Source organism: Vannielia sp. SX4 (assembly GCF_052828525.1).
The window spans coordinates 3,135,641-3,154,302 of record NZ_CM128247.1; the positions used below are offsets into that span (position 1 = coordinate 3,135,641).

The 18,662-nt window shown below is 67.9% G+C and carries 17 protein-coding genes and 1 tRNA gene; 8 read left to right on the forward strand and 10 right to left on the reverse strand.

The genetic code is table 11. The features are described from left to right. Nucleotides 1-56: 56 nt before the first annotated feature. The 3 genes from ACUXVX_RS15425 to ACUXVX_RS15435 all read right to left on the reverse strand — a co-directional run bounded on the left by ACUXVX_RS15425 (nt 57) and on the right by ACUXVX_RS15435 (nt 4,267). On the reverse strand, nt 57-1,796 hold the full coding sequence (locus tag ACUXVX_RS15425; protein WP_446308988.1) for a sigma-54-dependent Fis family transcriptional regulator: 1,740 nt from the start codon (nt 1,794-1,796) through the stop codon (nt 57-59). Between the two features lie 699 nt (nt 1,797-2,495). After that, nucleotides 2,496-2,571, reverse strand: a tRNA-Thr gene (locus ACUXVX_RS15430). Nucleotides 2,572-2,614: 43 nt separating this feature from the next. Further along, nucleotides 2,615-4,267: an ABC transporter permease gene (locus ACUXVX_RS15435; protein ID WP_446308989.1), complete on the reverse strand. Its 1,653-nt coding sequence runs from the start codon at nt 4,265-4,267 to the stop codon at nt 2,615-2,617. A 153-nt stretch (nt 4,268-4,420) separates the two neighbouring features. Between ACUXVX_RS15435 and ACUXVX_RS15440 the strand changes: the two genes are divergently transcribed. Together ACUXVX_RS15440 and ACUXVX_RS15445 are read left to right on the forward strand one after the other, a co-directional pair. Further along, nucleotides 4,421-5,296, forward strand: a complete 876-nt coding sequence (locus ACUXVX_RS15440) for a hypothetical protein (RefSeq protein WP_446308990.1) — start codon at nt 4,421-4,423, stop codon at nt 5,294-5,296. Nucleotides 5,297-5,403: 107 nt separating this feature from the next. Then, nucleotides 5,404-6,477, forward strand: coding sequence for a Hint domain-containing protein (locus ACUXVX_RS15445; protein ID WP_222494084.1), 1,074 nt, complete (start codon nt 5,404-5,406; stop codon nt 6,475-6,477). Nucleotides 6,478-6,558: 81 nt separating this feature from the next. On the opposite strand, the gene ACUXVX_RS15450 is transcribed toward ACUXVX_RS15445, so the two are convergent. Beyond that, the gene (locus ACUXVX_RS15450) at nt 6,559-6,825 is read right to left on the reverse strand and encodes a DUF2312 domain-containing protein (protein WP_222468709.1); all 267 of its coding nucleotides are present in this window, start codon (nt 6,823-6,825) and stop codon (nt 6,559-6,561) included. A 102-nt stretch (nt 6,826-6,927) separates the two neighbouring features. On the opposite strand from ACUXVX_RS15450, the gene ACUXVX_RS15455 reads away from it, so the two are divergent. Continuing rightward, on the forward strand, nt 6,928-7,170 hold the full coding sequence (locus ACUXVX_RS15455) for a hypothetical protein (RefSeq protein WP_222494086.1): 243 nt from the start codon (nt 6,928-6,930) through the stop codon (nt 7,168-7,170). 16 nt (nt 7,171-7,186) lie between these two features. Here the strand turns inward: ACUXVX_RS15455 and ACUXVX_RS15460 are convergent, their stop codons facing one another. Then, nucleotides 7,187-9,067, reverse strand: a complete 1,881-nt coding sequence (locus tag ACUXVX_RS15460; protein WP_446308991.1) for an enoyl-CoA hydratase-related protein — start codon at nt 9,065-9,067, stop codon at nt 7,187-7,189. A gap of 114 nt (nt 9,068-9,181) precedes the next feature. Next, complete coding sequence (locus ACUXVX_RS15465; protein ID WP_446308992.1) at nt 9,182-9,499, reverse strand: TraR/DksA family transcriptional regulator; 318 nt, start codon at nt 9,497-9,499, stop codon at nt 9,182-9,184. Nucleotides 9,500-9,631: 132 nt separating this feature from the next. On the opposite strand from ACUXVX_RS15465, the gene ACUXVX_RS15470 reads away from it, so the two are divergent. Further along, nucleotides 9,632-10,060 carry a TIGR01244 family sulfur transferase gene (locus ACUXVX_RS15470; RefSeq protein ID WP_222468705.1) on the forward strand — a complete coding sequence of 143 codons (429 nt, stop codon included), beginning with the start codon at nt 9,632-9,634 and terminating at the stop codon, nt 10,058-10,060. Between the two features lie 85 nt (nt 10,061-10,145). Here the strand turns inward: ACUXVX_RS15470 and ACUXVX_RS15475 are convergent, their stop codons facing one another. From ACUXVX_RS15475 to ACUXVX_RS15490, 4 genes are all read right to left on the reverse strand, one after another. Beyond that, nucleotides 10,146-11,369 (reverse strand): FliM/FliN family flagellar motor switch protein, encoded by a 1,224-nt coding sequence (locus tag ACUXVX_RS15475; RefSeq protein ID WP_446308993.1) that lies wholly within the window; start codon nt 11,367-11,369, stop codon nt 10,146-10,148. Nucleotides 11,370-11,479: 110 nt separating this feature from the next. Then, nucleotides 11,480-14,170, reverse strand: a complete 2,691-nt coding sequence (locus ACUXVX_RS15480) for an ATP-binding protein (RefSeq protein WP_446308994.1) — start codon at nt 14,168-14,170, stop codon at nt 11,480-11,482. Further along, entirely contained in the window at nt 14,160-14,507 is a 348-nt protein-coding gene (locus ACUXVX_RS15485) for a hypothetical protein (RefSeq protein WP_446308995.1), read from the reverse strand. The genes ACUXVX_RS15480 and ACUXVX_RS15485 overlap by 11 nt, the downstream gene beginning before the upstream one ends. Continuing rightward, complete coding sequence (locus tag ACUXVX_RS15490; RefSeq protein ID WP_222494096.1) at nt 14,504-14,872, reverse strand: response regulator transcription factor; 369 nt, start codon at nt 14,870-14,872, stop codon at nt 14,504-14,506. Before ACUXVX_RS15490 ends, ACUXVX_RS15485 begins: the two co-directional genes overlap by 4 nt. A gap of 443 nt (nt 14,873-15,315) precedes the next feature. Between ACUXVX_RS15490 and ACUXVX_RS15495 the strand changes: the two genes are divergently transcribed. The 4 genes from ACUXVX_RS15495 to ACUXVX_RS15510 all read left to right on the forward strand — a co-directional run bounded on the left by ACUXVX_RS15495 (nt 15,316) and on the right by ACUXVX_RS15510 (nt 18,633). Further along, nucleotides 15,316-15,714, forward strand: coding sequence for a DUF2177 family protein (locus ACUXVX_RS15495; RefSeq protein WP_446308996.1), 399 nt, complete (start codon nt 15,316-15,318; stop codon nt 15,712-15,714). Nucleotides 15,715-15,759: 45 nt separating this feature from the next. After that, a complete protein-coding gene (locus ACUXVX_RS15500) occupies nt 15,760-16,149 on the forward strand; it encodes a DUF5071 domain-containing protein (protein ID WP_446308997.1) in 390 nt (129 codons plus the stop codon). A 195-nt stretch (nt 16,150-16,344) separates the two neighbouring features. Further along, a complete protein-coding gene (gene ctaD / locus ACUXVX_RS15505; protein WP_222494099.1) occupies nt 16,345-18,015 on the forward strand; it encodes a cytochrome c oxidase subunit I in 1,671 nt (556 codons plus the stop codon). Between the two features lie 90 nt (nt 18,016-18,105). Next, the gene (locus ACUXVX_RS15510) at nt 18,106-18,633 is read left to right on the forward strand and encodes a cbb3-type cytochrome c oxidase subunit I (protein ID WP_446308998.1); all 528 of its coding nucleotides are present in this window, start codon (nt 18,106-18,108) and stop codon (nt 18,631-18,633) included. The last annotated feature ends 29 nt before the right edge of the window (nt 18,634-18,662 follow it).

Genomic DNA, 18,662 nt, shown 5'->3' on the forward strand with positions numbered 1-18,662 from the left:
CTGTCAATGAGCTTGCGGCAGTGCAGCATGTTGCAAACGCAACGCCGTGCAACGGCTCAGCCGGGGGCGCGCAACCCTTCCTTGCGGACGCGGCGCAGAACGGTCGAGCGGTTCACCCCCAGCCTGCGGGCGGCCCGGGCCATGTTCCAGTTGCAGGCGTCGAGCACCGCTTCGAGATCCGGCTCTGCCTCAGTTGGCTGAGGTGGCGGGGGCAGATCCGGCAGGTCGATGACGTTGCCTTCTGCCATCGCGCAGGCCACGTCGAACACATTGCCCAGCTCGCGCAGGTTGCCGGGCCAGTCACGGGCCATCAGCTCGGCGCGGGCCGAAGGTGTAAGCCGCCACTCACCGCCGCAGCGCCGCCGCAGCAGCCGCTCGATCAGCCAGCCAAGATCCTGGCGCTCGCGCAGCGGCGGCAGTTCACACACCGCCCCGGCGAGCCGGTGATAGAGCGCGGATGGCAGGGACTCTTGAGACATCAGATCACTGGGCGTCAGGCCGCTCGTGCTGATCGGGCGCAGCTCGGGGTGCGCATCTAGAAGCCCGGGCAAGGTGCGGGCGGCATTTTCGGAAAGATCCTCGATCCGTCGAAGCAGCAGCGTTGCCTTGCCGGGCTGCGACGCCACAAGCCGCGCAATCTCGCCCGCCTCCGCCCCGGCGCACTCCACGGTCAAAAAGCCCCCGCGGCCGGAGGCCATGTGCAGCGCACGGGCGAGCTTGGTCTTGCCGCTGCCGCTCTCGCCGCTGACCATGAGCGGCACGGATGTGGTCGCCAACCGCTCCGCCCGAGCCAGGAGCCGCTCCATCCCGGGATCGCTGCCCGCAAGCCCGGTCACGACCCCCATGCCGGGGCGCGTGATCATCGCCCCCTGAGGGCGGCGCGGGGCCTGTGGTGCAATCGCGTGACCGAAAACCGCACCGCCATCGCCCAGGGCGACCACGCGATCCTCCGTCGGGCGGTCACGCATGAGGTCGGGCAGATCGTCGACGTTGATCCCGAGCAGACTGTCGATACGCTCTCCGATCAGGCTGCCCTCGCGCGAAAGCATCCGCGTGGCTGCGTGGGTCGCGCCGATCACCCGGCCCGACCCGTCGAGGGCGACCGCGCCTTCCGGGTCCACGTCGAGAAACTCCGGACTGGACGAAAACCGCAGCACCCATTCGCGGCGGCTCGCCGCCATCAAGTTCGCCATCTCGACCCGCCGCGCGGCTGCCGTCACGAGCGACATGGCGAGGTTCTGGCTGCTTTTCGGCGAGGGTGACCGCAGCAGCGAGATGTCGAGCACCGCCGCCATCTGACCGAGGCTGTCATAGATCGGCGCGGAGGTGCATGAGAGCGCGGTATGCGCGTTGCCGAAGTGGTCGTCCTGATGAACAGTGACCGGCTCGCCCGTCACGATGCAAGCGCCCACGCCGCAGGTTCCTGCAAGATCCTCCGACCAGTTCGACCCAAGGTAAAGGCCGGCCCCGCGCAACTCATCGGCGAAGAGACTGTCGCCGAAGAAGTCGACGCAGACGCCTTTGGCATCGGTCAGCAGCAGCACGTAATTCTGCCCCGCAACCTGCCGGAACAGGTTTTGCAGGCTGGCACGAGCCGCGCCGATCATCCACTCCGCCTGATCGCGATGGGTCCGAAGCTCGGCATCGGTTACGATATGCGCGGGCTCGGCGCGGGCCGGGTCCATGCCGTAAAGCTCGACGCAGCGCCGCCAGGACGCATCGACATAGCTGTCGCGCCCGGTGGCCCGGCCATCCAGAACCTGCGCGATCTCCTCCACGTGATGTCGTTCGAACATCAGAACGTTCTCCCGACGCCGAGTATACAGTCAATTAGCGCGCACCCGAGGGGGGACTTTGGTCTGAGGGTCTGGGTGCGTTGTGGCACTGAAGATTTGTGTGGTTTTGCGGGTTCTGGGACCAGAGAGGTGAATGCCGACCCTTGCTTGCAGTGTCAGGCAACACCGATGCCCGGTGACCTTACCCGCGTTTCAACGTCACCTTCGACGTTGAGGGGTGAATACCATTCATTGATCACGACACCTGCTCACATCAAGCTGTTCGGAAACAGCCGAATTTTCTGCAGTGGCGTTATTCTTACAGAGAAAATTCCGCACGATGAACGTAAGCTCTGTTCAGCGGCACGGCCCCTCATATATTCGAACGACCCGTCCGAGATCGGAGTGCTCTGGTAAAGAGCGTTCCATCTACAAGCAATTGCGCCTTTAAAGGTGTGCTTCCATTTCTCCTGCAAGCCGAGCCATCGCTGGCTATCAAACTGAGTCAGGTTGATCTGGAGTGAGATTGAGCCTTGCTGGACTGGGAATTTTGGACGCCAAAGTGGACACTCATCCATGTGCCAAAACGGCACCTTCCAAACTTCGTCAGTCCCGGGATTTTCGGTAGCAACCGAACGAAGGCGCACAGAAGCCATTTCTCCCGGCGCCCGCACGAAGCCGCATCGAAGCCCCTTAGAGCGCAGAAAACTTAGCTTTAAATGGTGCCCCCACACGGACTCGAACCGCGGACCCACTGATTACAAATCAGTTGCTCTACCAGCTGAGCTATAGGGGCACTTGGCGGTCTCGTAGCGTGGGGCCGGGCGCCTTGCAAGCCCCTAGCGGTTGGCGCGGGCGAGCAGGGCGACGGCGGCGAGGCCGGTGGCGCAGATCATCAGCGCGGCGGGGGCGGCTTGTGGCAGGTGTTCGAGCGAGGCTTCCTCGTAGACCCGCACCGCCAGCGTTGAATAGTTGAACGGGCGCAGCAGCAGGGTCGCGGGCAGTTCTTTCACGCAATCGACGAAAACCAGCAGCAGCGCGGTGCCGACCGAGGCGCGCATCAGCGGCAGGTAGACCGCGCCGAGCACCCCGCGCCGGGTGCGGCCGAGCGAGCGGGCGGCCAGCGGGATATTGGGCGAGATCCGCCCGAAGGCGGCATCGGCGGCCCCCTGCCCGATCGCAAAGAACCGCACCATATAGGCAAAGACCAGCGCGGCGGCGGAGCCTGTCAGCACCAGCCCCGGGTCCCACCCGGTGAGCGCCAGCACCGCATCGGCCACCCGGTGGTCGAGCGCGGCCAGCGGCAGTAGCACGCCCACGCCCAGCACCGCGCCCGGCGCGGCGTACCCCAAGGTGGTGACCGGCAGCAGGGCGCGCGGCAGGGCATGGCCCGAGAGGCGCACGCCGTAGACCATGAAGAGCGCCGCCGCCACGGTCAGCATCGCAGCAAGGCCGCCCACCACCAGCGTGTTGCCGAGCGCCTCCAGCAGGCGCGGGTCGAGCCAATCGGCCTTGGGGCCAAGCCCGTGATGCACCATCACGCCCACGGGCAACAGGAAGCCCAGCGCAAACGGCACCATGCAGAGGCCGAAGGCCAACCAGCGGCGCAGCGGGCCCAACTCCTGCGGAGCCACGGGGCGCACGCCGCGCGCGCCTTGGTGCACCTTGGCCCGGCGGCGCGAGAGCCGCTCCAGCGTGACCAGCACCAGCACCAGCGCGAGGATCACGCAGGCCAGCTGGGCCGCGCCGCCCGCGTTGCCCGCCTCCAGCCAGGCCGAAAAAATCCCGGTGGTCAGCGTCTGCACCGCGAAGAACTCCACCGTGCCGAAGTCGCTCACCGTCTCCATCATCACGATGGCGGTGGCGGCGGCGATGGCCGGGCGGGCGAGCGGCAGGCCGACCCGCCAGAACCGCGCCACCGGGCCTGCGCCCAGCGCCCGGGCCACCTCATAGGCGCCGCCGGGCTGCTCGCGAAAGGCGGCACGGGCCAGCAGGTAGACATAGGGGTAAAGTGAAGCCGAAAGCACGAGGATCGCCGCCCCCCGCGAGCGGATCTGCGGAAACCAGTAATCTCGCGCGCTGGTCCAGCCGAAGGCCTCGCGCAGCGCCCCCTGCACCGGCCCGGCATATTCCAGAAAATCCACCAGCGCATAGGCGCCCACATAGGCCGGCACCGCCAGCGGCAAAAACAGCGCCCACTCCAGCCAGCGCCGCCCCGGAAAGCGATACATCACCACCGTCCAGGCCGCACCCGCCCCCATCGCCGCAGAGAGAGCGCCCACGCCGACCATCAAGATCAGGGTGTTCTGCAGGTAGCGCGGCAGCACAGTGGCCGAGAGATGGGGCCAGATGTTCTCTTCGGGGGTGAAGGCCATCACCACCACCGCCGCGATCGGCAGCAGCACTAGCACGGCAATCAGCACCGCCCCGGCCGACCATCCGTCAAACCGCCAGCGCCGCCCTGCCCGCGCCCCTGCGCCTACATCTGCCATCGGCTTCCTCTCATCGCTCCCGTTATTACCCCCTCGCTGCCCGGTGGAAAGCGGTTTATCTACAGGGCAATCCGCCATAATGTGCCGTGACGCCGGCGCGGGGGCCGCCTGAAGGGCGCGACGAGGCAAAACGAGTAACAAGGGGACGATCCAATGCAGGTCGTGTACCACCTGGGCGCACATTGCACCGATGAAGACAAGCTCTTCCGGTGCCTTCTCAAGAACAAGGGCGCGCTTGCGGGCATCGGCACCATGGTCTCCGGGCCGGGCCGCTATCGCCGCGTGCTGCGCGAGGCCACCAATGCGCTCAAGGGGGTGCCCGCCACGCCAGAGCTGCAGGAGGATCTGCTCGCCGCGGTGATGGACGAGGACCACGCCGAGCGGCTGGTGTTCTCCAACGAGCAATTCATCTGCGCCGCCCATTCGGTGCTGGCCGAAAACAGGATCTACCCGCAGATCGGCGAAAAGGTGCAGTGGATCCGCAACCTCTTCCCAGAGGCGGCGGCGGAGTTTCATATCGGAATCGCCAACCCGGCCACCTTCATCCCCGACCTCTTCGGGCGCTGCAAGGAGGAGGATTTTGCCGCCTTCCTCGCTGGCGTGACCCCGACCGATCTGCGCTGGTCCGATACGCTCACCGCGATCCGCACAGCCGTGCCCGATGCCCGCATCGTCGCATGGTGCAACGAGGATACCCCGCTGATCTGGCCTGAGATCCTGCGCGAGATGGGCGGCATGCCTGCCGACATGCCGATCGAGGGCGAGAACGACTTTCTCGCCACCATCATGTCGGACGAGGGCGTGAAACGGATGGAGAGCTACCTCGCCTCCCATCCGGTCAAGACGGCCCAGCAGCGCCAGCGCGTGGTCACTGCGTTTCTCGACAAATACGCCCGCCCCGAGGCTGTCGAGGTCGAGATGGATCTGCCCGGCTGGAACGAGGCCACCGTGGAGGCGCTCACCACGCTCTACCTCGAGGATCTCGCCCGCATCCGGATGATCGAAGGCATCACCTTCCGCGCGCCCTGAGCGCCGCGCCCGACGTTACCAACAATTTTAGTGAAATCGCCCGCGGCGGTTAACCATCTCTTGGTGGTCCCCGGCCTATGCCCGCCCTGACCGACGGGAGGCTGCCCTTGCCTATCACCATCACCGCGCTCGACAACGAGTTTGCCATATCCAGCGGGTCCAACCTGAACAACGGGCCCGGCACCTCGACTTTCGATTACCCGCCCAATTCCACCAGCGATCTCACCATCACCTCCAACCAGGGAGACGGTTCGCCTTTCCAATTCTCGGTGGGCGACACTTATGATCTCACCTACTCCGGCAATGGCGGCGGCGGCACGTTGCAGGATGCGGTCGTGGTGCGCTCCGACTTCGTCGACATCAACGGCGATCAGGGCGGCGCGGTGGTGTTTCAGGGCCTCGATGGCAATGGCGAGCTGGTGCAGGTTGTCTGGTCCCCAGACTTCGACCTCGAAGGCTGGTATTGGGCCAACCACGATCCGCAGAACCCGCCGGGCTTCTACACCACCGATCAGGACGGGCTTCAGCAATACGGCTACGTCTGCTTTGGCTTCGGCACCCGCATTGCCACCGAGGATGGCATGGTGCCGGTGGAGCGTCTTCGGGCCGGGCAGCGGGTGCTGACCCATGACAACGGCGCGCAGCAGGTGCTCTGGATCGGGCAGAGCCTTGTGCCCGGTCTGGCTGATGCCGCACCGGTACGCTTCGAGGCCGGGGCCTTCGGCAATGCGGCGTCATTGGTGCTGTCGCAGCAGCACCGCGTGCTTCTGGCCGACCCTCTGGCCGAGCTGCACTTCGGCGCGGCGGAGGTCTTCGTGCCCGCGCGGGCGCTGGTGGGCCTGCCGGGGATCGACATGGTGAACATGCACGAGATCGGCTACGCCCACTTTCTGCTGCCCCAGCACGAGGTGATCGAGGCCGAGGGACTGGCCTGCGAGAGCCTCTATTTCGGCGATATCGCCCGCGCCCGGCTGGGCACGGCGGCCCAGCGCGAGATCGCCTCGGTCTTTCCCGGCCTCAGCGGCAGCATTGCGCTGCGCGAACTCGGCGGGCAGCGCTCTCTGCAACTGGCCCGCCCCACGCTTCGGTTCTATGAGGCCCGGATGCTGGCCTCGCTGATGTGGGATGTGGAGCTGCCCGCAGAGCCGCGCGGCTCAACGCCGGGGTTCATCGCGGCCTGACCGGCGCCTTGGCGCGTCCCGACCGGTAGACATGAAAACGCCGCCCGGAGGCGGCGCAATCGCAGTGGCCTGAGGGGCCTGTCACATGCCAAGCGCCTGCTTGTACATGTCGAGCACGGCCTCTTCCTCAGCAATGTCATCGGGCTCGCGCTTGCGCAGCGCGATCACCTTGCGCATCACCTTGGTGTCGTAGCCCCGGCCCTTGGCCTCGGCCATCACCTCTTTCTGCTGGTCGGCGATGTCTTTCTTTTCCGCCTCCAGCCGCTCGAACCGCTCGATGAACTGGCGCAGCTCGTCAGCCGCCACGCGGTAGGTGCTCGGGGAGCCGCCTTCGTCCATATCGCTCATGTGTTTCTCCTTCTGCCTCGGTCTCGTTCTTCGACTTGGCGCCCTGAGTAGCGGCGCGCGCACGGCTTGAAAAGCCCCACCGCGCGGTGTACCTGCCCGCGCATGGAACAAACCACCAGTGCCCTCGACCTCTCCCTGCTCGTCTGGCCCGGCGCCGCGCTCGCGCTGGCCGGGGTGGTCGGCATCCTCGCCTGCGTCCGCTCGGTGATGAAGGCTCGCAACGCCGGGCTGCCCGACGCGGAGATGGTCGCGCATATGCAGAAGATGGGCGCATGGAACATGGCCGCCCTCGGCGTCTCGGCCATCGGCCTCGCGCTGGTGGTGATCGGGCTTTTGCTCGGCTAAGCGCCGCGCGGCGGCTTCAGAGATCGCCCCAGCCCTGCCCGTTCTTGACCAGCTCGCCGAATTGCGGCGCAGGCTCCCAGAGCGCATCGCCGTGGCTTTCGGCCCGCGCAGCCAGTTCCGCCTCCACCCGCGCCAGCCCCTCGGCCTCGGCCCAGTGAAGCGGCCCGCCCTCGTGGCGCGGAAAGCCGCCCGAGGCGACCAGTGCTACATCGAGCGCCGCCGCACTCTCCACCGCGCCCTGCGCCAGCATCAACGCGCCCGCGTTGGCCATCGCAAGGCAGGCCGGGCGCACGAGCTTGGCCGCCTTCCAAGCTGGCAGATCGGCCGCTTCTGTGCCGCCAAAGCAGGTGCCCAGCCCGAAGCTGCCCCAGGCGGCATTCACCTCCGCCTCGCTGGCCTCGCCCCGCGCCACCTGCTCCTCCGCCGCCGCCCGGCCCGCGCCTGCGACGAGCGAAGCCACGGAAGGCTCGGCAAAAATCGCCTGAATGCCCAAGGCCTTTGCAAGGCCGAAACCCGCCGCAACCGCCTCTGCCCCCGCCTGTTCCAAAGCGCCGACTTCCAGCAGCCCGGCCCGGTGTGCCGCGTCATCGAAGCGCAGCGCGATGAACCGCTCAGGGTGCGGCAGCGGGGTCGCCAGTTGATCCAGATCGGGGCTGCGCGCCATCGTGGCCAGCACCGGCCCCGCGCCCAGCAGCTCGGAGAGCCGCGCCAGCAGGTCCGCCTTCAGCCCGCTCTCGTCCGGCAGGGTCTCGACGACGATGTCGCAGCCCTCCAGCCCGCCATCCTCCTCGGTGCCGCCGATCCGCGCCATCGAACGGTCAACTTCCTCGGTGCGCATCCGCCCGGCATCCGCCTCGCCCGTCAGCAGCGCCTCGACACGCTGTTTCGCGGCCTCCAGATGCGCCGCATCCTGCTCCATCAGCCGCACCTCCACGCCCGCCCGCGCGGCGGCAGCGGCGAGCGATGCGCCCAGCGGGCCGCCGCCCACCACGCCGATCCGCGCCACCCTGCCCGGCTTCTCGCCGCCCAGCCGCGCCGGGCGGGCGACGGCGCGCTCGGCAAAGAACACATGGCGCAGCGCGGCAGATTGCCGACCCTCCCGCAGCTCCTCGAAGGCATCCAGCTCATAGGCCAGCCCGGTCTCGAACGGCAGTAAAAGCGCACTCTCGATACAGTCGATCACCCGGTGCGGCGCCTCCAGCCGGGCGCGCTCCGGGTCGGCGGCGAGCGCCGCGCGGGCCTTGGCGATGGCCGCCTCGAAGGCCCGCGGGTCGCTCAGCCCGTCCCGCACATCCCGGCTGCGGCGCGGGGCGGCGGCTTCGCCCTGCCCCAACTCGCGGGCGAGCGCCAGCGTGGTCTCGGCCAGATCGCCCTCTACCACGCCATCCACCAGCCCCAGCTTTTCCGCAGTGCGGGCGCTCATCGGCTGGCCGCTCAGGGTCATCCGCAGCGCCGCCTCGGCGCCGATCAGCCGTGGCCCGCGCTGGGTGCCGCCCGCGCCGGGCACCAGCCCCAACGTCACCTCCGGCAAGCCCAGCCGGGCATCAGGCGCTGCGAGGCGGAAGTGGCAGGCCATCGCCAGCTCCAGCCCGCCGCCCAGCGCCGCCCCCGCGATGCCCGCGACCACCGGCTTGGGGCAATCCTCGATCAAAGTGTAGACCGCGCCAAACCACGGGTCCTGCCCCGGTTGGCCGAACTCGGCAATATCCGCGCCCGCCGAAAAGTTGCGCCCCGCGCCAAGGATCGCCAGCGCCGTCACCTTCGGGTCGGCCCCGGCCATGCGCACGGCCTCCCACAGCCCGCGCCGCACCGCGAGCGATTGCGCGTTCACCGGCGGCGCGTCGATCACGATCCGCGCCACGCCGTCCATCACGTTGAGCTTGACCGGAGATGCCATCGCCCTGCCCTCTGCATTCTTCCCGCCGCCTGCCCTGCGGCCTGCCGCATCAAAGCCGGGCCGGGGCAGAAAGACAAGCGCGTGCGGGCAGATAGGGCGCGGTGCGGAGGCCGCTCAGGGGGCGCAGGCCTTGCAAAACGGCGTCTGCGGCAACAGATCGAGCCGGGCGGCCGAAATCTCGCTACCGCATTGGGTGCAAAACCCGTACTCCCCCGCCTCGATCCGGGCGAGCGCGGCGCGGATCGCGGCCATCTCGGCCTGCCCCTTCACGCCCTGCCCCTCCAGCACCTCATCCTCCTCGCGCTCGGTCGCCAGCTCCTCCCAATCGGCGGAGTTGTGGCTCACCAGCTCGTCCTGAATCTCGTGAAGGCGGGTGTCGAGCTCGGCGAGGCGCTTTTCCAGCGCGGCCTTGCGGGCATTTACATCGGTCATGGCAGGGTCCTTCCAATCGCTGCGCCTCGGCTCAGGCTAAAGCGCTGGCAGCGGGGCGTCCTTGAGGTATATCAATCGGCGAGGCCCGGCGGTTCCATCCGCCCGGTCAAAGGCCCGCAGAAAGGACACCTCATGCCCGCGCCCCGCCAGCTCACGCCCAAGCTCTCCGTCTCGCCGCAGATCTCGCCCGAGGAGGTGCAGGCCATCGCGGAGGCGGGGTTCTCGACGATCATCTGCAACCGGCCCGATGGCGAGGTGCCGCCGGGCCTGCAGGCCGCCGATGTGGCAGCGGCGGCCGAGGCGGCAGGGCTGGCCTTCATCGTGAATCCGGTGGTGCATTCATCGATGACCGCCGAGGTGGTGACCCGCCAGCGCGCCGCGATCGAGGAGAGCGCAGGCCCGGTGCTGGCCTACTGCCAGTCCGGCACCCGCTGCACCGTGCTCTGGATGCTCGGCGCAGCGCCCGACACGCCCCCGGCCGAGTTGATTCAAACCGCCGCCCGCGCCGGCTACGACCTCGCCGCCCTCGCCCCCCGGCTGCAGGCCCTGCACGAGGGCTGATCGGGCGTAGCGCCAGGGCGAGGCGCGACTGACCTTCTGGCCAAACCCCTTCCGGCACAGCCACACCGCCGCCGGACCGCGCGGCTCAGGTGCCCGTCAACCCCTCAAGGTCCGGCAAATCGGGCAGCTCCGGCAATCCGCCCTCCCCCAGTTCGGGCAATTCCGGCAAGTCCTCCTCGCCGAGCCCGCCGAAATCGCCATCAAGCTCGGGGATGTCTGGCAGGTCCTCCAGCCCGGCCAACGGATCGACCCGCTCTTCTGCATCCTCCGCGCCCGGCAGGTCTGGCAGACCGGGCAGCTCTTCGGCGTCGGGCATGTCAGGCAGGCCAGGCAGGTCATCTTCGGGGTCGTCCAGCGCCGCCATCGCCGCGCCCATCTCGTCCTCCGGCTCAGAGAGGTCATCGGCATCTCTCAGCCGCACCGCGCGGGCGCCCGCCGTCTGCCCCAGCCGCCCGGCGGCCACCGCCGTGCCATCGCCGGTTTCCAGCCGCAGCGCGTTGATCACCCCCTCGGGCAGCGCAATCACATCGCCCTCGGCAAACTCCTGCACCTCGCCGATGCTGCGGCGGAAACGGTGCAGCACGGCGAGCAAAGTCACCTCCGCATCCATTACCTGCCCCTCCAGCCGCCGCTCCCATGCGGCGCGGTCATCGGGGTGCGGTTCCGCGCCCGCCTCGCCGCTGGCCGCAGGCCGCCCCTCCGGCGCGCGGCCCAGCGCCGGGAGGATCAGCTTGCCGCTGCCCTTGCGTGCGCCCTCGCCCAGGTCGAGCGCGAAGTCGAGCACGTGGTAAGGCTCGTCCTCCAGCATCAGCCCCAGCGGGCGGGCATCCGGCAGGTGGCAGGAAAAGCCGAATCCGCTGAGCCAACTCGCCTGCGCCGCCTCGGCATAGGTTTCGGCAAGAGCCCGCAGCACGGCGTCGATCCAGTCGGCACAAAGCGCGGCATCGGTTCGTGTAGGTTTGCGCGCCGTGGGCGCACCCGGCGCCAGCGCCCCCGCCGTCTGCTGCTCGATCAGCGCACCCATCAGCGCATTGTCGAGCACCATCACCCCCTGCGCCTCCTGCGGCCCCTCCAGCACTGCATAGAGCCCGTTGGCGGGCAGCTCATCGAGCAGTTCAGCAAGGCTGCGGGTGCTCTGTCCGGTGCTCTCGGCGGCGGCGACAAGCTCCATCAGCTTGTCCGACACCCGCGCCATCGCGAGGCCCAGCGCCTTGGCCACGGGCGGAAGCCCGGCCACGGCAAGGGCCGGGTCGGGCGCACCGGCATCCAGCTTCCGGCGCAGCACGAGGTCTCGCGTGGTGTCGGTCATGGCTCCATCGGGCAGGCCCCGGGGGCAGGGCGTTCAGGCCGTTTGTGTCACGCGGAGGTTTGAAATTGGTTAACCCCGGATTGCCTTTCGGCACAAATCCGGCCTTCCGTTCAGGCCGCCTGCCCGGCCCGCCGCGCCAGTGGCAGCCGCGCCCTGAAGGCCGCGCCGCCATGGCCGGGCAGGTAGCTCACCTCGCCGCCCAGCCGGGCCATGATCTCGCGGCAGATCGCCAGCCCCAGCCCCGCGCCCCCGGCGGCGGACGTATCTGTCAGCCTTGCGAATTTCTCAAAGATAATCTCCCGCGAGCGTTCCGCGATCCCCGAGCCGTTGTCGATGAAATCCACCGTCAGCTCGTGCCCCTCCGGCCCGGCCTCCTCGCCCACCTCGATCCGCAATTCCGGCGCCGGGGCATCGCAGTACTTCGCCGCATTGGCGATGAGGTTGATGAAGACCTGCACCAGCCGGTCGCCATCGGTCACCAACTCTCGGGCCTCGCGGGCGGGCGTGCGGTGAATCTTCAGCCCCGCCCCCGCCGGCGCCGCAGAGGCGACCGCCCTGTCGATCAGGTCCCCCAGCCGCGCCGGGCCAAGGTTGAGGCTCACCTGAGCGTTCTCCATCACCCCGAGGTCGAGCAGGTCGTTCAGCAGCCGGGTCAGCCGCTGCGCCTCGTCGTGGATGATCCCGGCGAACCGCGCCTGATCCTCCGGCGGCAGACCGCCATCGCGCAAGAGTTCGCTGAACGAGCGGATCGAGGTCATCGGCGTGCGCAGCTCATGGCTGATCTGGCTCAAAAAGGCGTCTTTCTGGATCGACAGCTGCGTGAGCTTCTCGTTGGCATCCCTCAGCTGCCCGGCGGTGCGCGCCAGCTCGTCTGATTTCTGCTCGAGCTGACTGGAGTATTCAAGGATCTGCTGCGCCTCATCGGCCACCCGCATCAGGTCTTCCACCAGCACCGAGGAGCCGCCCGCCAGCTGGCCCACCATCGCATGGGCCGTCGCCGCGCCGACCGAACCGGCCAGCTCCCGCTCCACCCGGCCGAGAAAGTCGGCGGTGATCACCGGCAACTGCCCCTGCCGCCCCTGATCCTCGGCCTCGCGCCGGAACAGCGCCTGTGCCTCCTGCGCGCCAAGGATGCGCTGCGCCATCATCAGCAGGTCTTCGGCCTCGGCACTGCCCCGTGCCCAGCCCCGCGCGCCAACAGTATGGGCAAAGACATTGACCACCTGCGCCGATTGCAGCCGCTCCAGCGGGCCGGGGAATGTGGCGAGCGAGACGCCCAGAAAAGCCAGCGTGTTCAACCCGATGGACCAGAAAAGCGAATGCACCAGCGGGTCCATCCCGCCGATCCCGAAGAGCGCGCGCGGGCGCAGCCACTCCAGCCCCAGCGGGCCTTCGGCAAGCACCGTCGCGCCAATCGGGCCGCCGGGGCCGAAGCTGGGCAAAAACAGCGTCCACGCCCAGAGCACGAAGCCAATCACCAGACCGGCCATCGCCCCCTTCCGCGTAGCCCCGCGCCAGAACAGCCCGCCAAGCAACGCGGGCAGCGCCTGCGCCACACCGGCAAAGGAGATCAGGCCAATCGCCGCCAGCGCCTCGGAGCCGCCGGAAAGCCGGTAATAAAGGTAGCCCAGCAGCAGCACGCCCGCGATGGAGATGCGCCGCGCGGTGAGTACCACCGCCCGCACGTCGCCCGCCATCATCGCCCCGCCCACCTGCTGGCGGCGCAGCCAGAGCGGCATGACGATGTGGTTGGAGACCATGGTGGAGAGCGCAATCGCCGCGACGATCACCATGCTCGTCGCGCTGGAGAGCCCGCCCAGAAAGGCCAGCATCGCCAGCCCGCCCCGCCCCTCGCTGAGCGGCAGGGTGAGCACGAAGAGGTCGGGGTTGGAACCCGCAGGCAGCCGCTCCAGCCCCATCACCGCAATCGGCACCACGAAGAGGCTCATCAGCAGCAGGTAGAGCGGAAAGGCCCATGACGCCGTCGCCAGATGCGCCTCGTCCGAGTTCTCGACCACCAGCACCTGAAACATCCGCGGCAGGCAGAGGATCGCGGCGGCGGAAAGAAAGGTCAGACCCGCCCAGCGGCTCGGCACAAGCGGCCAGTCGGCCATCGAGGAGGCATCGATCCGCGCCAGCATGTCGCCCACGCCACCCGCAAGGCCCCAGACCACGAAGATGCCCACCGCCAGCAGGGCGACCAGCTTCACCACCGCCTCCACCGCGATGGCGGTGACAACGCCGTGGTGGCGCTCGTTGGCATCGAGGTTCCGGGTGCCGAAGAGGATGGTGAAGAGCGCGAGGCCCCCTGCAACCCAAAGCGCATTGCGGGCCGAAAGCTCCACATCGCCGGACGACTGCGCGAAAACCTCCAGCGAGAGCGTGACCGACTGGAGCTGAAGCGCGATGTAGGGCGTAGTGCCGATCACCGCGAGCAGGGTCACGAGCACGCCCAAGGCGTTGGACTTGCCGTAGCGGTTGGAGATCAGGTCGGCGATCGAGGTGATCCGCTGCGTCCGCCCCACGCGCACCAGCTTGCGGAGCACCAGCCACCAGCCAGTGAGCACCAACGTCGGGCCGAGGTAGATGGTGAGGTATTCGAGGCCGGATCGCGCTGCATAACCCACCGCGCCATAAAACGTCCACGCCGTGCAATAAACACTGAGCGACAGGGTGTAGACCATCGGCGAGCGGAGCCAGCGCGGCATCCCCCTCTGCGCCCGGCGCTCGGCGAGAAAGGCCACCAGAAACAGGAAGCCGACGTAGAGCAGCGAGACCCCGACGAGGAGATTAAACGACATCGTCCCTCTCGTCGCCGGTGCCGGGCGGAAGCGGGGCCGAGAGCCGCGCGGCCACAAGCCCCGCCACGGCAATGAGCAGCGCCCAGATGCCGAAGAGGTAAATCACCCCGCCCCGCGTCTGCGGCCCCTCGCCCTGCCCGATCCACAGCAGCGGAAAGAGCACGAGGCAGAGGCCCACGACCGGCAGCAAACGGGCGGCATCCATCAAGCGGCGGCGGCGATAGGTCTGCCGGGCGAGAAAGAGCGGAATATCCTCTGCATCGACACTGTCGGCAATGTCGATCAGCCGCTGCCCCGGCGCGGCCTGCGACCCGCGCGGCGGCTCGCCCGCACTCATGCCCCCGCCAGCTCGCGCAGGCAGTCGAGCACCTCATCATTTGAAAAAGGCTTTGTCATGAAGCGGTTGGCCCCGAATTGCAGTGCCAGATCTCGGTCCTTGCCCTGCCCCTTGGCGGTGAGCATCAGCACCGGTAACGCGGCAGTCGCCTCCTCGGCTCGCAGTTCCCGCAAGATATCGAAGCCCGACTTTCCGGGCAGCATTACATCGAGGATCATCACATCGGGCCGCGCCCGCGCCACCGCCTCCAGCGCCGTGGCGCCATCGGAATGCGTATCCACGCGCCAGCCATCCCGGCTCAGGATGAACCGGATCGCTTCGATGATGTTCGGCTCGTCTTCCACCAAGAGCACCCGTTTGCCCAACCGAGCTCCTCCCCTTGCCCCGTCCAGCGACTGCACGGCATTTGACACTCATCCGCCCCGACTGTCAAAACGCCCCGCCGCCGCAGGCCGGGCAAGCCTCGCTGCGCCCGGTGGGCACGCGCCCCGCGCCGCGTCCCTCGCGCCCGCACCTCGCCAAAGTCCAGGTTCGTCCAAAAGAGATTCGAGGCCTCCGGCGGGAATATTTGGAGCAAGAAAATGGGCAAAGCGCGCGGCTGCCTGCATTTTCTTGCTGCAAGTATCCACCGCAACACCGCCACCCGCGTAAGGCCTGAAGTGAGCCCATACTGGTGCACCCCGTCATGGGGCGGCGGCGCGGGGTGGGCGGGCGGGCGCGCCGCCGCACCGTGACGGGCACGCCCCCCCTGCCCTTTGCCTTGCGCCCCCGCGCCCTATCTCTGCGCCAAGCCACAACGGACCGCCCCATGATCCTGCTCTACATCATAACCGCCGTCATCTTTCTCGTCGCAGACGCCATCATGCTGACGCAGGTGATGAAGCCGCTCTTCAGCCGTCACCTCGGCGATGCCCTGCGCGACGGCCCGCTGCTCGCCCCGGCGGCACTGTTCTACCTCGCCTATGTCGGCGGCCTCGTGTTTCTCGTCTCCGCCCCCGCCCTGCGCGATGCCGACCCGATGCGTGCGCTGCTCCACGGCGCCATCATTGGCGCGATGGCCTATGGCACCTACGAGTTCACTTCGATGGCGGTGATGAAGGACTGGTCCTGGGCGATGGTGGCGACCGACACCGCATGGGGCACCGTGCTCACCGGCGTCTCGGCCTGGGCCGGGGTGGTGCTGATGCTGAAATTTCAGGGCGGCTGACCACGCCCCCTTGTTGCGTCACCGCTTAGATCATAGCTGAACGGCATGAGTGCCACCGCCTGCCTGCCCGCCGACAAGCATGACATCGCCGCCGTCCACCGCGCGGCCGCGCTTGAGCCCGAGGCCCGCGCGCCGCTGCTGCCCGACCTGCTGGAATGGGTGCAAGATGCCAATTGGCCCGTCGCCCGCCCGGTGGCCGACCTGCTGGTGGCCGAGGGCGCCGCTCTGCTGCCCCACCTGCGCACCATCCTCCACGGCGAGGACGCGGTGTGGAAATACTGGTTGATCGAACTGGTGATCGCCCGCCTGCCCCCGCCCGACCTCGCCCCGCTGCGCCCGCTGCTGGAGCGACTCGCCACCGCGCCCGGCCCGGAAGACCGCGCCGAGGAGGTCCATCTGGCGGCGCGCGCGGCGCTCGCCCCGCAGCCGGGCTGAAAATCCGCGGACAACCGGCACTTTGCCCGGTTTGAGGCCGCAAATTTCCACCCCCTGCGACCACTTGCACATTGCCGTTCCTGAATGCGTTGCCTAAAAGCGGGTCCTGAAGGGAGAGCCGGGCCTTGCTGCGCGATGCATGGGCCCATTCGCTCGACCGCTCGGACAACCTACGCAAGCCGGGAGGCAGCACCTATGGCGGACGCCACCGTTCACGGTCACGACCACGAGGACAACCGGTCCTTCTTCACCCGTTGGTTCATGTCGACCAACCACAAGGATATCGGCATCCTCTACCTCTTCACCGCCGCGGCGGTGGGTTTCATCTCGGTGGCCTTCACCGTCTACATGCGGATGGAGCTGATGAGCCCCGAAGTGCAGTTCATGTGCATGGAAGGCTCGCGGATGATCCCCTCCGCAGAGGAATGCACCCCGAACGGCCACCTGTGGAACGTGCTCGTCACCGCCCACGGCATCCTGATGATGTTCTTCGTGGTGATTCCGGCGCTCTTCGGCGGCTTCGGCAACTACCTGATGCCGCTCCAGATCGGCGCGCCCGACATGGCGTTCCCGCGGATGAACAACCTGTCCTACTGGCTCTACGTGACCGGCACGCTGCTGGCGGTGGCCTCGGTGCTCTCGCCCGGCGGCAACGGCCAGCTCGGCTCGGGCGTGGGCTGGGTGCTCTACCCGCCGCTCTCGACCAACGAAGGCGGCTATTCGATGGACCTCGCGATCTTCGCCGTCCACGTCTCGGGTGCCAGCTCGATCCTCGGCGCGATCAACATGATCACCACCTTCCTGAACATGCGTGCCCCTGGCATGACCCTGTTCAAGGTGCCGCTGTTCAGCTGGTCGATCTTCGTGACCGCATGGCTGATCCTGCTGGCCCTGCCGGTGCTCGCCGGCGCCATCACCATGCTGCTGACCGACCGGAACTTCGGCACCACCTTCTTCGCCCCCTCGGGCGGCGGTGACCCGATCCTCTACCAGCACATCCTGTGGTTCTTTGGCCACCCCGAGGTGTATATCATCATCCTGCCGGGCTTCGGGATCATCTCCCACGTCATCGGCACCTTCGCCCGCAAACCGATCTTCGGCTACCTGCCGATGGTCTGGGCGCTGATCGGGATCGGTGTTCTGGGCTTCGTCGTCTGGGCGCACCACATGTACACCGTCGGCATGAGCCTCACCCAGCAGAGCTACTTCATGCTGGCGACCATGGTGATCGCGGTGCCCACCGGCATCAAGATCTTCTCCTGGATCGCGACCATGTGGGGCGGCTCCATCGAGTTCAAAACCCCGATGCTCTGGGCCTTCGGCTTCCTGTTCCTCTTCACCGTGGGTGGCGTCACCGGCGTCGTGCTCTCGCAGGCCGGGATCGACCGCGCCTATCACGACACCTACTACGTCGTGGCGCACTTCCACTACGTGATGAGCCTCGGTGCGGTGTTCTGCATATTCGCGGGGATCTACTTCTACTTCCCCAAGTTCACCGGCAAGATGTACTCGGAGACCGCAGGCAAGATCCACTTCTGGGCCATGTTCATCGGCGCCAACCTGACCTTCTTCCCCCAGCACTTCCTGGGCCGTCAGGGCATGCCGCGCCGCTACATCGACTACCCCGAAGCCTTTGCCTTCTATAACTACATCTCGTCGATCGGCGCCTTCCTCAGCTTCGCCAGCTTCGTGTTCTTCATCGTCACGATCTTCTACGCGATGCGCAAAGGCGCTCCCTCGCCCGCGGCCAACCCGTGGAACGAGCACGCCGACACGCTGGAGTGGACCCTGCCCTCCCCGCCGCCGGAGCACACCTTCGAGATCCTCCCCAAGCGCGAGGACTGGGACAAGGTCGCCCACCACTAAGCGGGCGAGACCAGAAACAAGATCAAGGGGCGCGTCATCACCGACGCGCCCCTTTTCCATTCCGGACCCTTCCACGATGCCCGCACCCAGATGACCCTGCTGACCGTTCTGATGATCGCACCGCTCGCCGCGCTGCTCCTGCTGCGCCACCACCCGCTCGCCCTGCCGCTGGCCCTGCTGGCGGGCTGGGCGGTGATCGCCCTGATCGCGGCCCTGTTCCCACCCTGGCCCCTGTCAGTGACCAGCAACGACCGCGCCTATCACGACACCTATTACGTCGTGGCCTACAGCCACTACCTGCTCACCACGGCCATGATCCTCGGCGGCACCGCCCTCGCCGTGCTGGTGGTGCGCGCCGCCGGGGCCCTGACCCTGCCACGCTGGAGCGCCGCCGCCCTCGCCCTCGCCGAAACCGGCGCCTGCCTGACGATCCTGCCCAGCTTCTCCCTGCACGCAGGTGGCGCGCCCCGCCGCTACATCGACACCCCGGACAGCATCGCCATGGTGAACTGGCTCTCCAAACTGGGCGGGCTGCTCAGCTTCAGCGGCCTCCTGTGCTGTGCCGCGCTCCTCCTCGCCGGCATCGCCCTCCGGCTCCGCGCCCGGCGCAAAGGCTGATGCCCACCGCATCGCTGCGACGAGCCGCC

What these genes read in the sequence shown, in the direction of transcription:
- ACUXVX_RS15470 (WP_222468705.1), top strand. Translation starts at nt 9,632, where the DNA reads ATGCCCGCGCCCCGCCAGCTCACGCCCAAGCTCTCCGTCTCGCCGCAG.
- ACUXVX_RS15480 (WP_446308994.1), bottom strand. Translation starts at nt 14,170, where the DNA reads ATGTCGTTTAATCTCCTCGTCGGGGTCTCGCTGCTCTACGTCGGCTTC.
- ACUXVX_RS15510 (WP_446308998.1), top strand. Translation starts at nt 18,106, where the DNA reads ATGACCCTGCTGACCGTTCTGATGATCGCACCGCTCGCCGCGCTGCTC.
- ACUXVX_RS15485 (WP_446308995.1), bottom strand. Translation starts at nt 14,507, where the DNA reads ATGAGTGCGGGCGAGCCGCCGCGCGGGTCGCAGGCCGCGCCGGGGCAG.
- ACUXVX_RS15460 (WP_446308991.1), bottom strand. Translation starts at nt 9,067, where the DNA reads ATGGCATCTCCGGTCAAGCTCAACGTGATGGACGGCGTGGCGCGGATC.
- ACUXVX_RS15450 (WP_222468709.1), bottom strand. Translation starts at nt 6,825, where the DNA reads ATGAGCGATATGGACGAAGGCGGCTCCCCGAGCACCTACCGCGTGGCG.
- ACUXVX_RS15495 (WP_446308996.1), top strand. Translation starts at nt 15,316, where the DNA reads ATGATCCTGCTCTACATCATAACCGCCGTCATCTTTCTCGTCGCAGAC.
- ctaD (WP_222494099.1), top strand. Translation starts at nt 16,345, where the DNA reads ATGGCGGACGCCACCGTTCACGGTCACGACCACGAGGACAACCGGTCC.
- ACUXVX_RS15440 (WP_446308990.1), top strand. Translation starts at nt 4,421, where the DNA reads ATGCAGGTCGTGTACCACCTGGGCGCACATTGCACCGATGAAGACAAG.
- ACUXVX_RS15475 (WP_446308993.1), bottom strand. Translation starts at nt 11,369, where the DNA reads ATGACCGACACCACGCGAGACCTCGTGCTGCGCCGGAAGCTGGATGCC.
- ACUXVX_RS15465 (WP_446308992.1), bottom strand. Translation starts at nt 9,499, where the DNA reads ATGACCGATGTAAATGCCCGCAAGGCCGCGCTGGAAAAGCGCCTCGCC.
- ACUXVX_RS15425 (WP_446308988.1), bottom strand. Translation starts at nt 1,796, where the DNA reads ATGTTCGAACGACATCACGTGGAGGAGATCGCGCAGGTTCTGGATGGC.
- ACUXVX_RS15455 (WP_222494086.1), top strand. Translation starts at nt 6,928, where the DNA reads ATGGAACAAACCACCAGTGCCCTCGACCTCTCCCTGCTCGTCTGGCCC.
- ACUXVX_RS15435 (WP_446308989.1), bottom strand. Translation starts at nt 4,267, where the DNA reads ATGGCAGATGTAGGCGCAGGGGCGCGGGCAGGGCGGCGCTGGCGGTTT.
- ACUXVX_RS15500 (WP_446308997.1), top strand. Translation starts at nt 15,760, where the DNA reads ATGAGTGCCACCGCCTGCCTGCCCGCCGACAAGCATGACATCGCCGCC.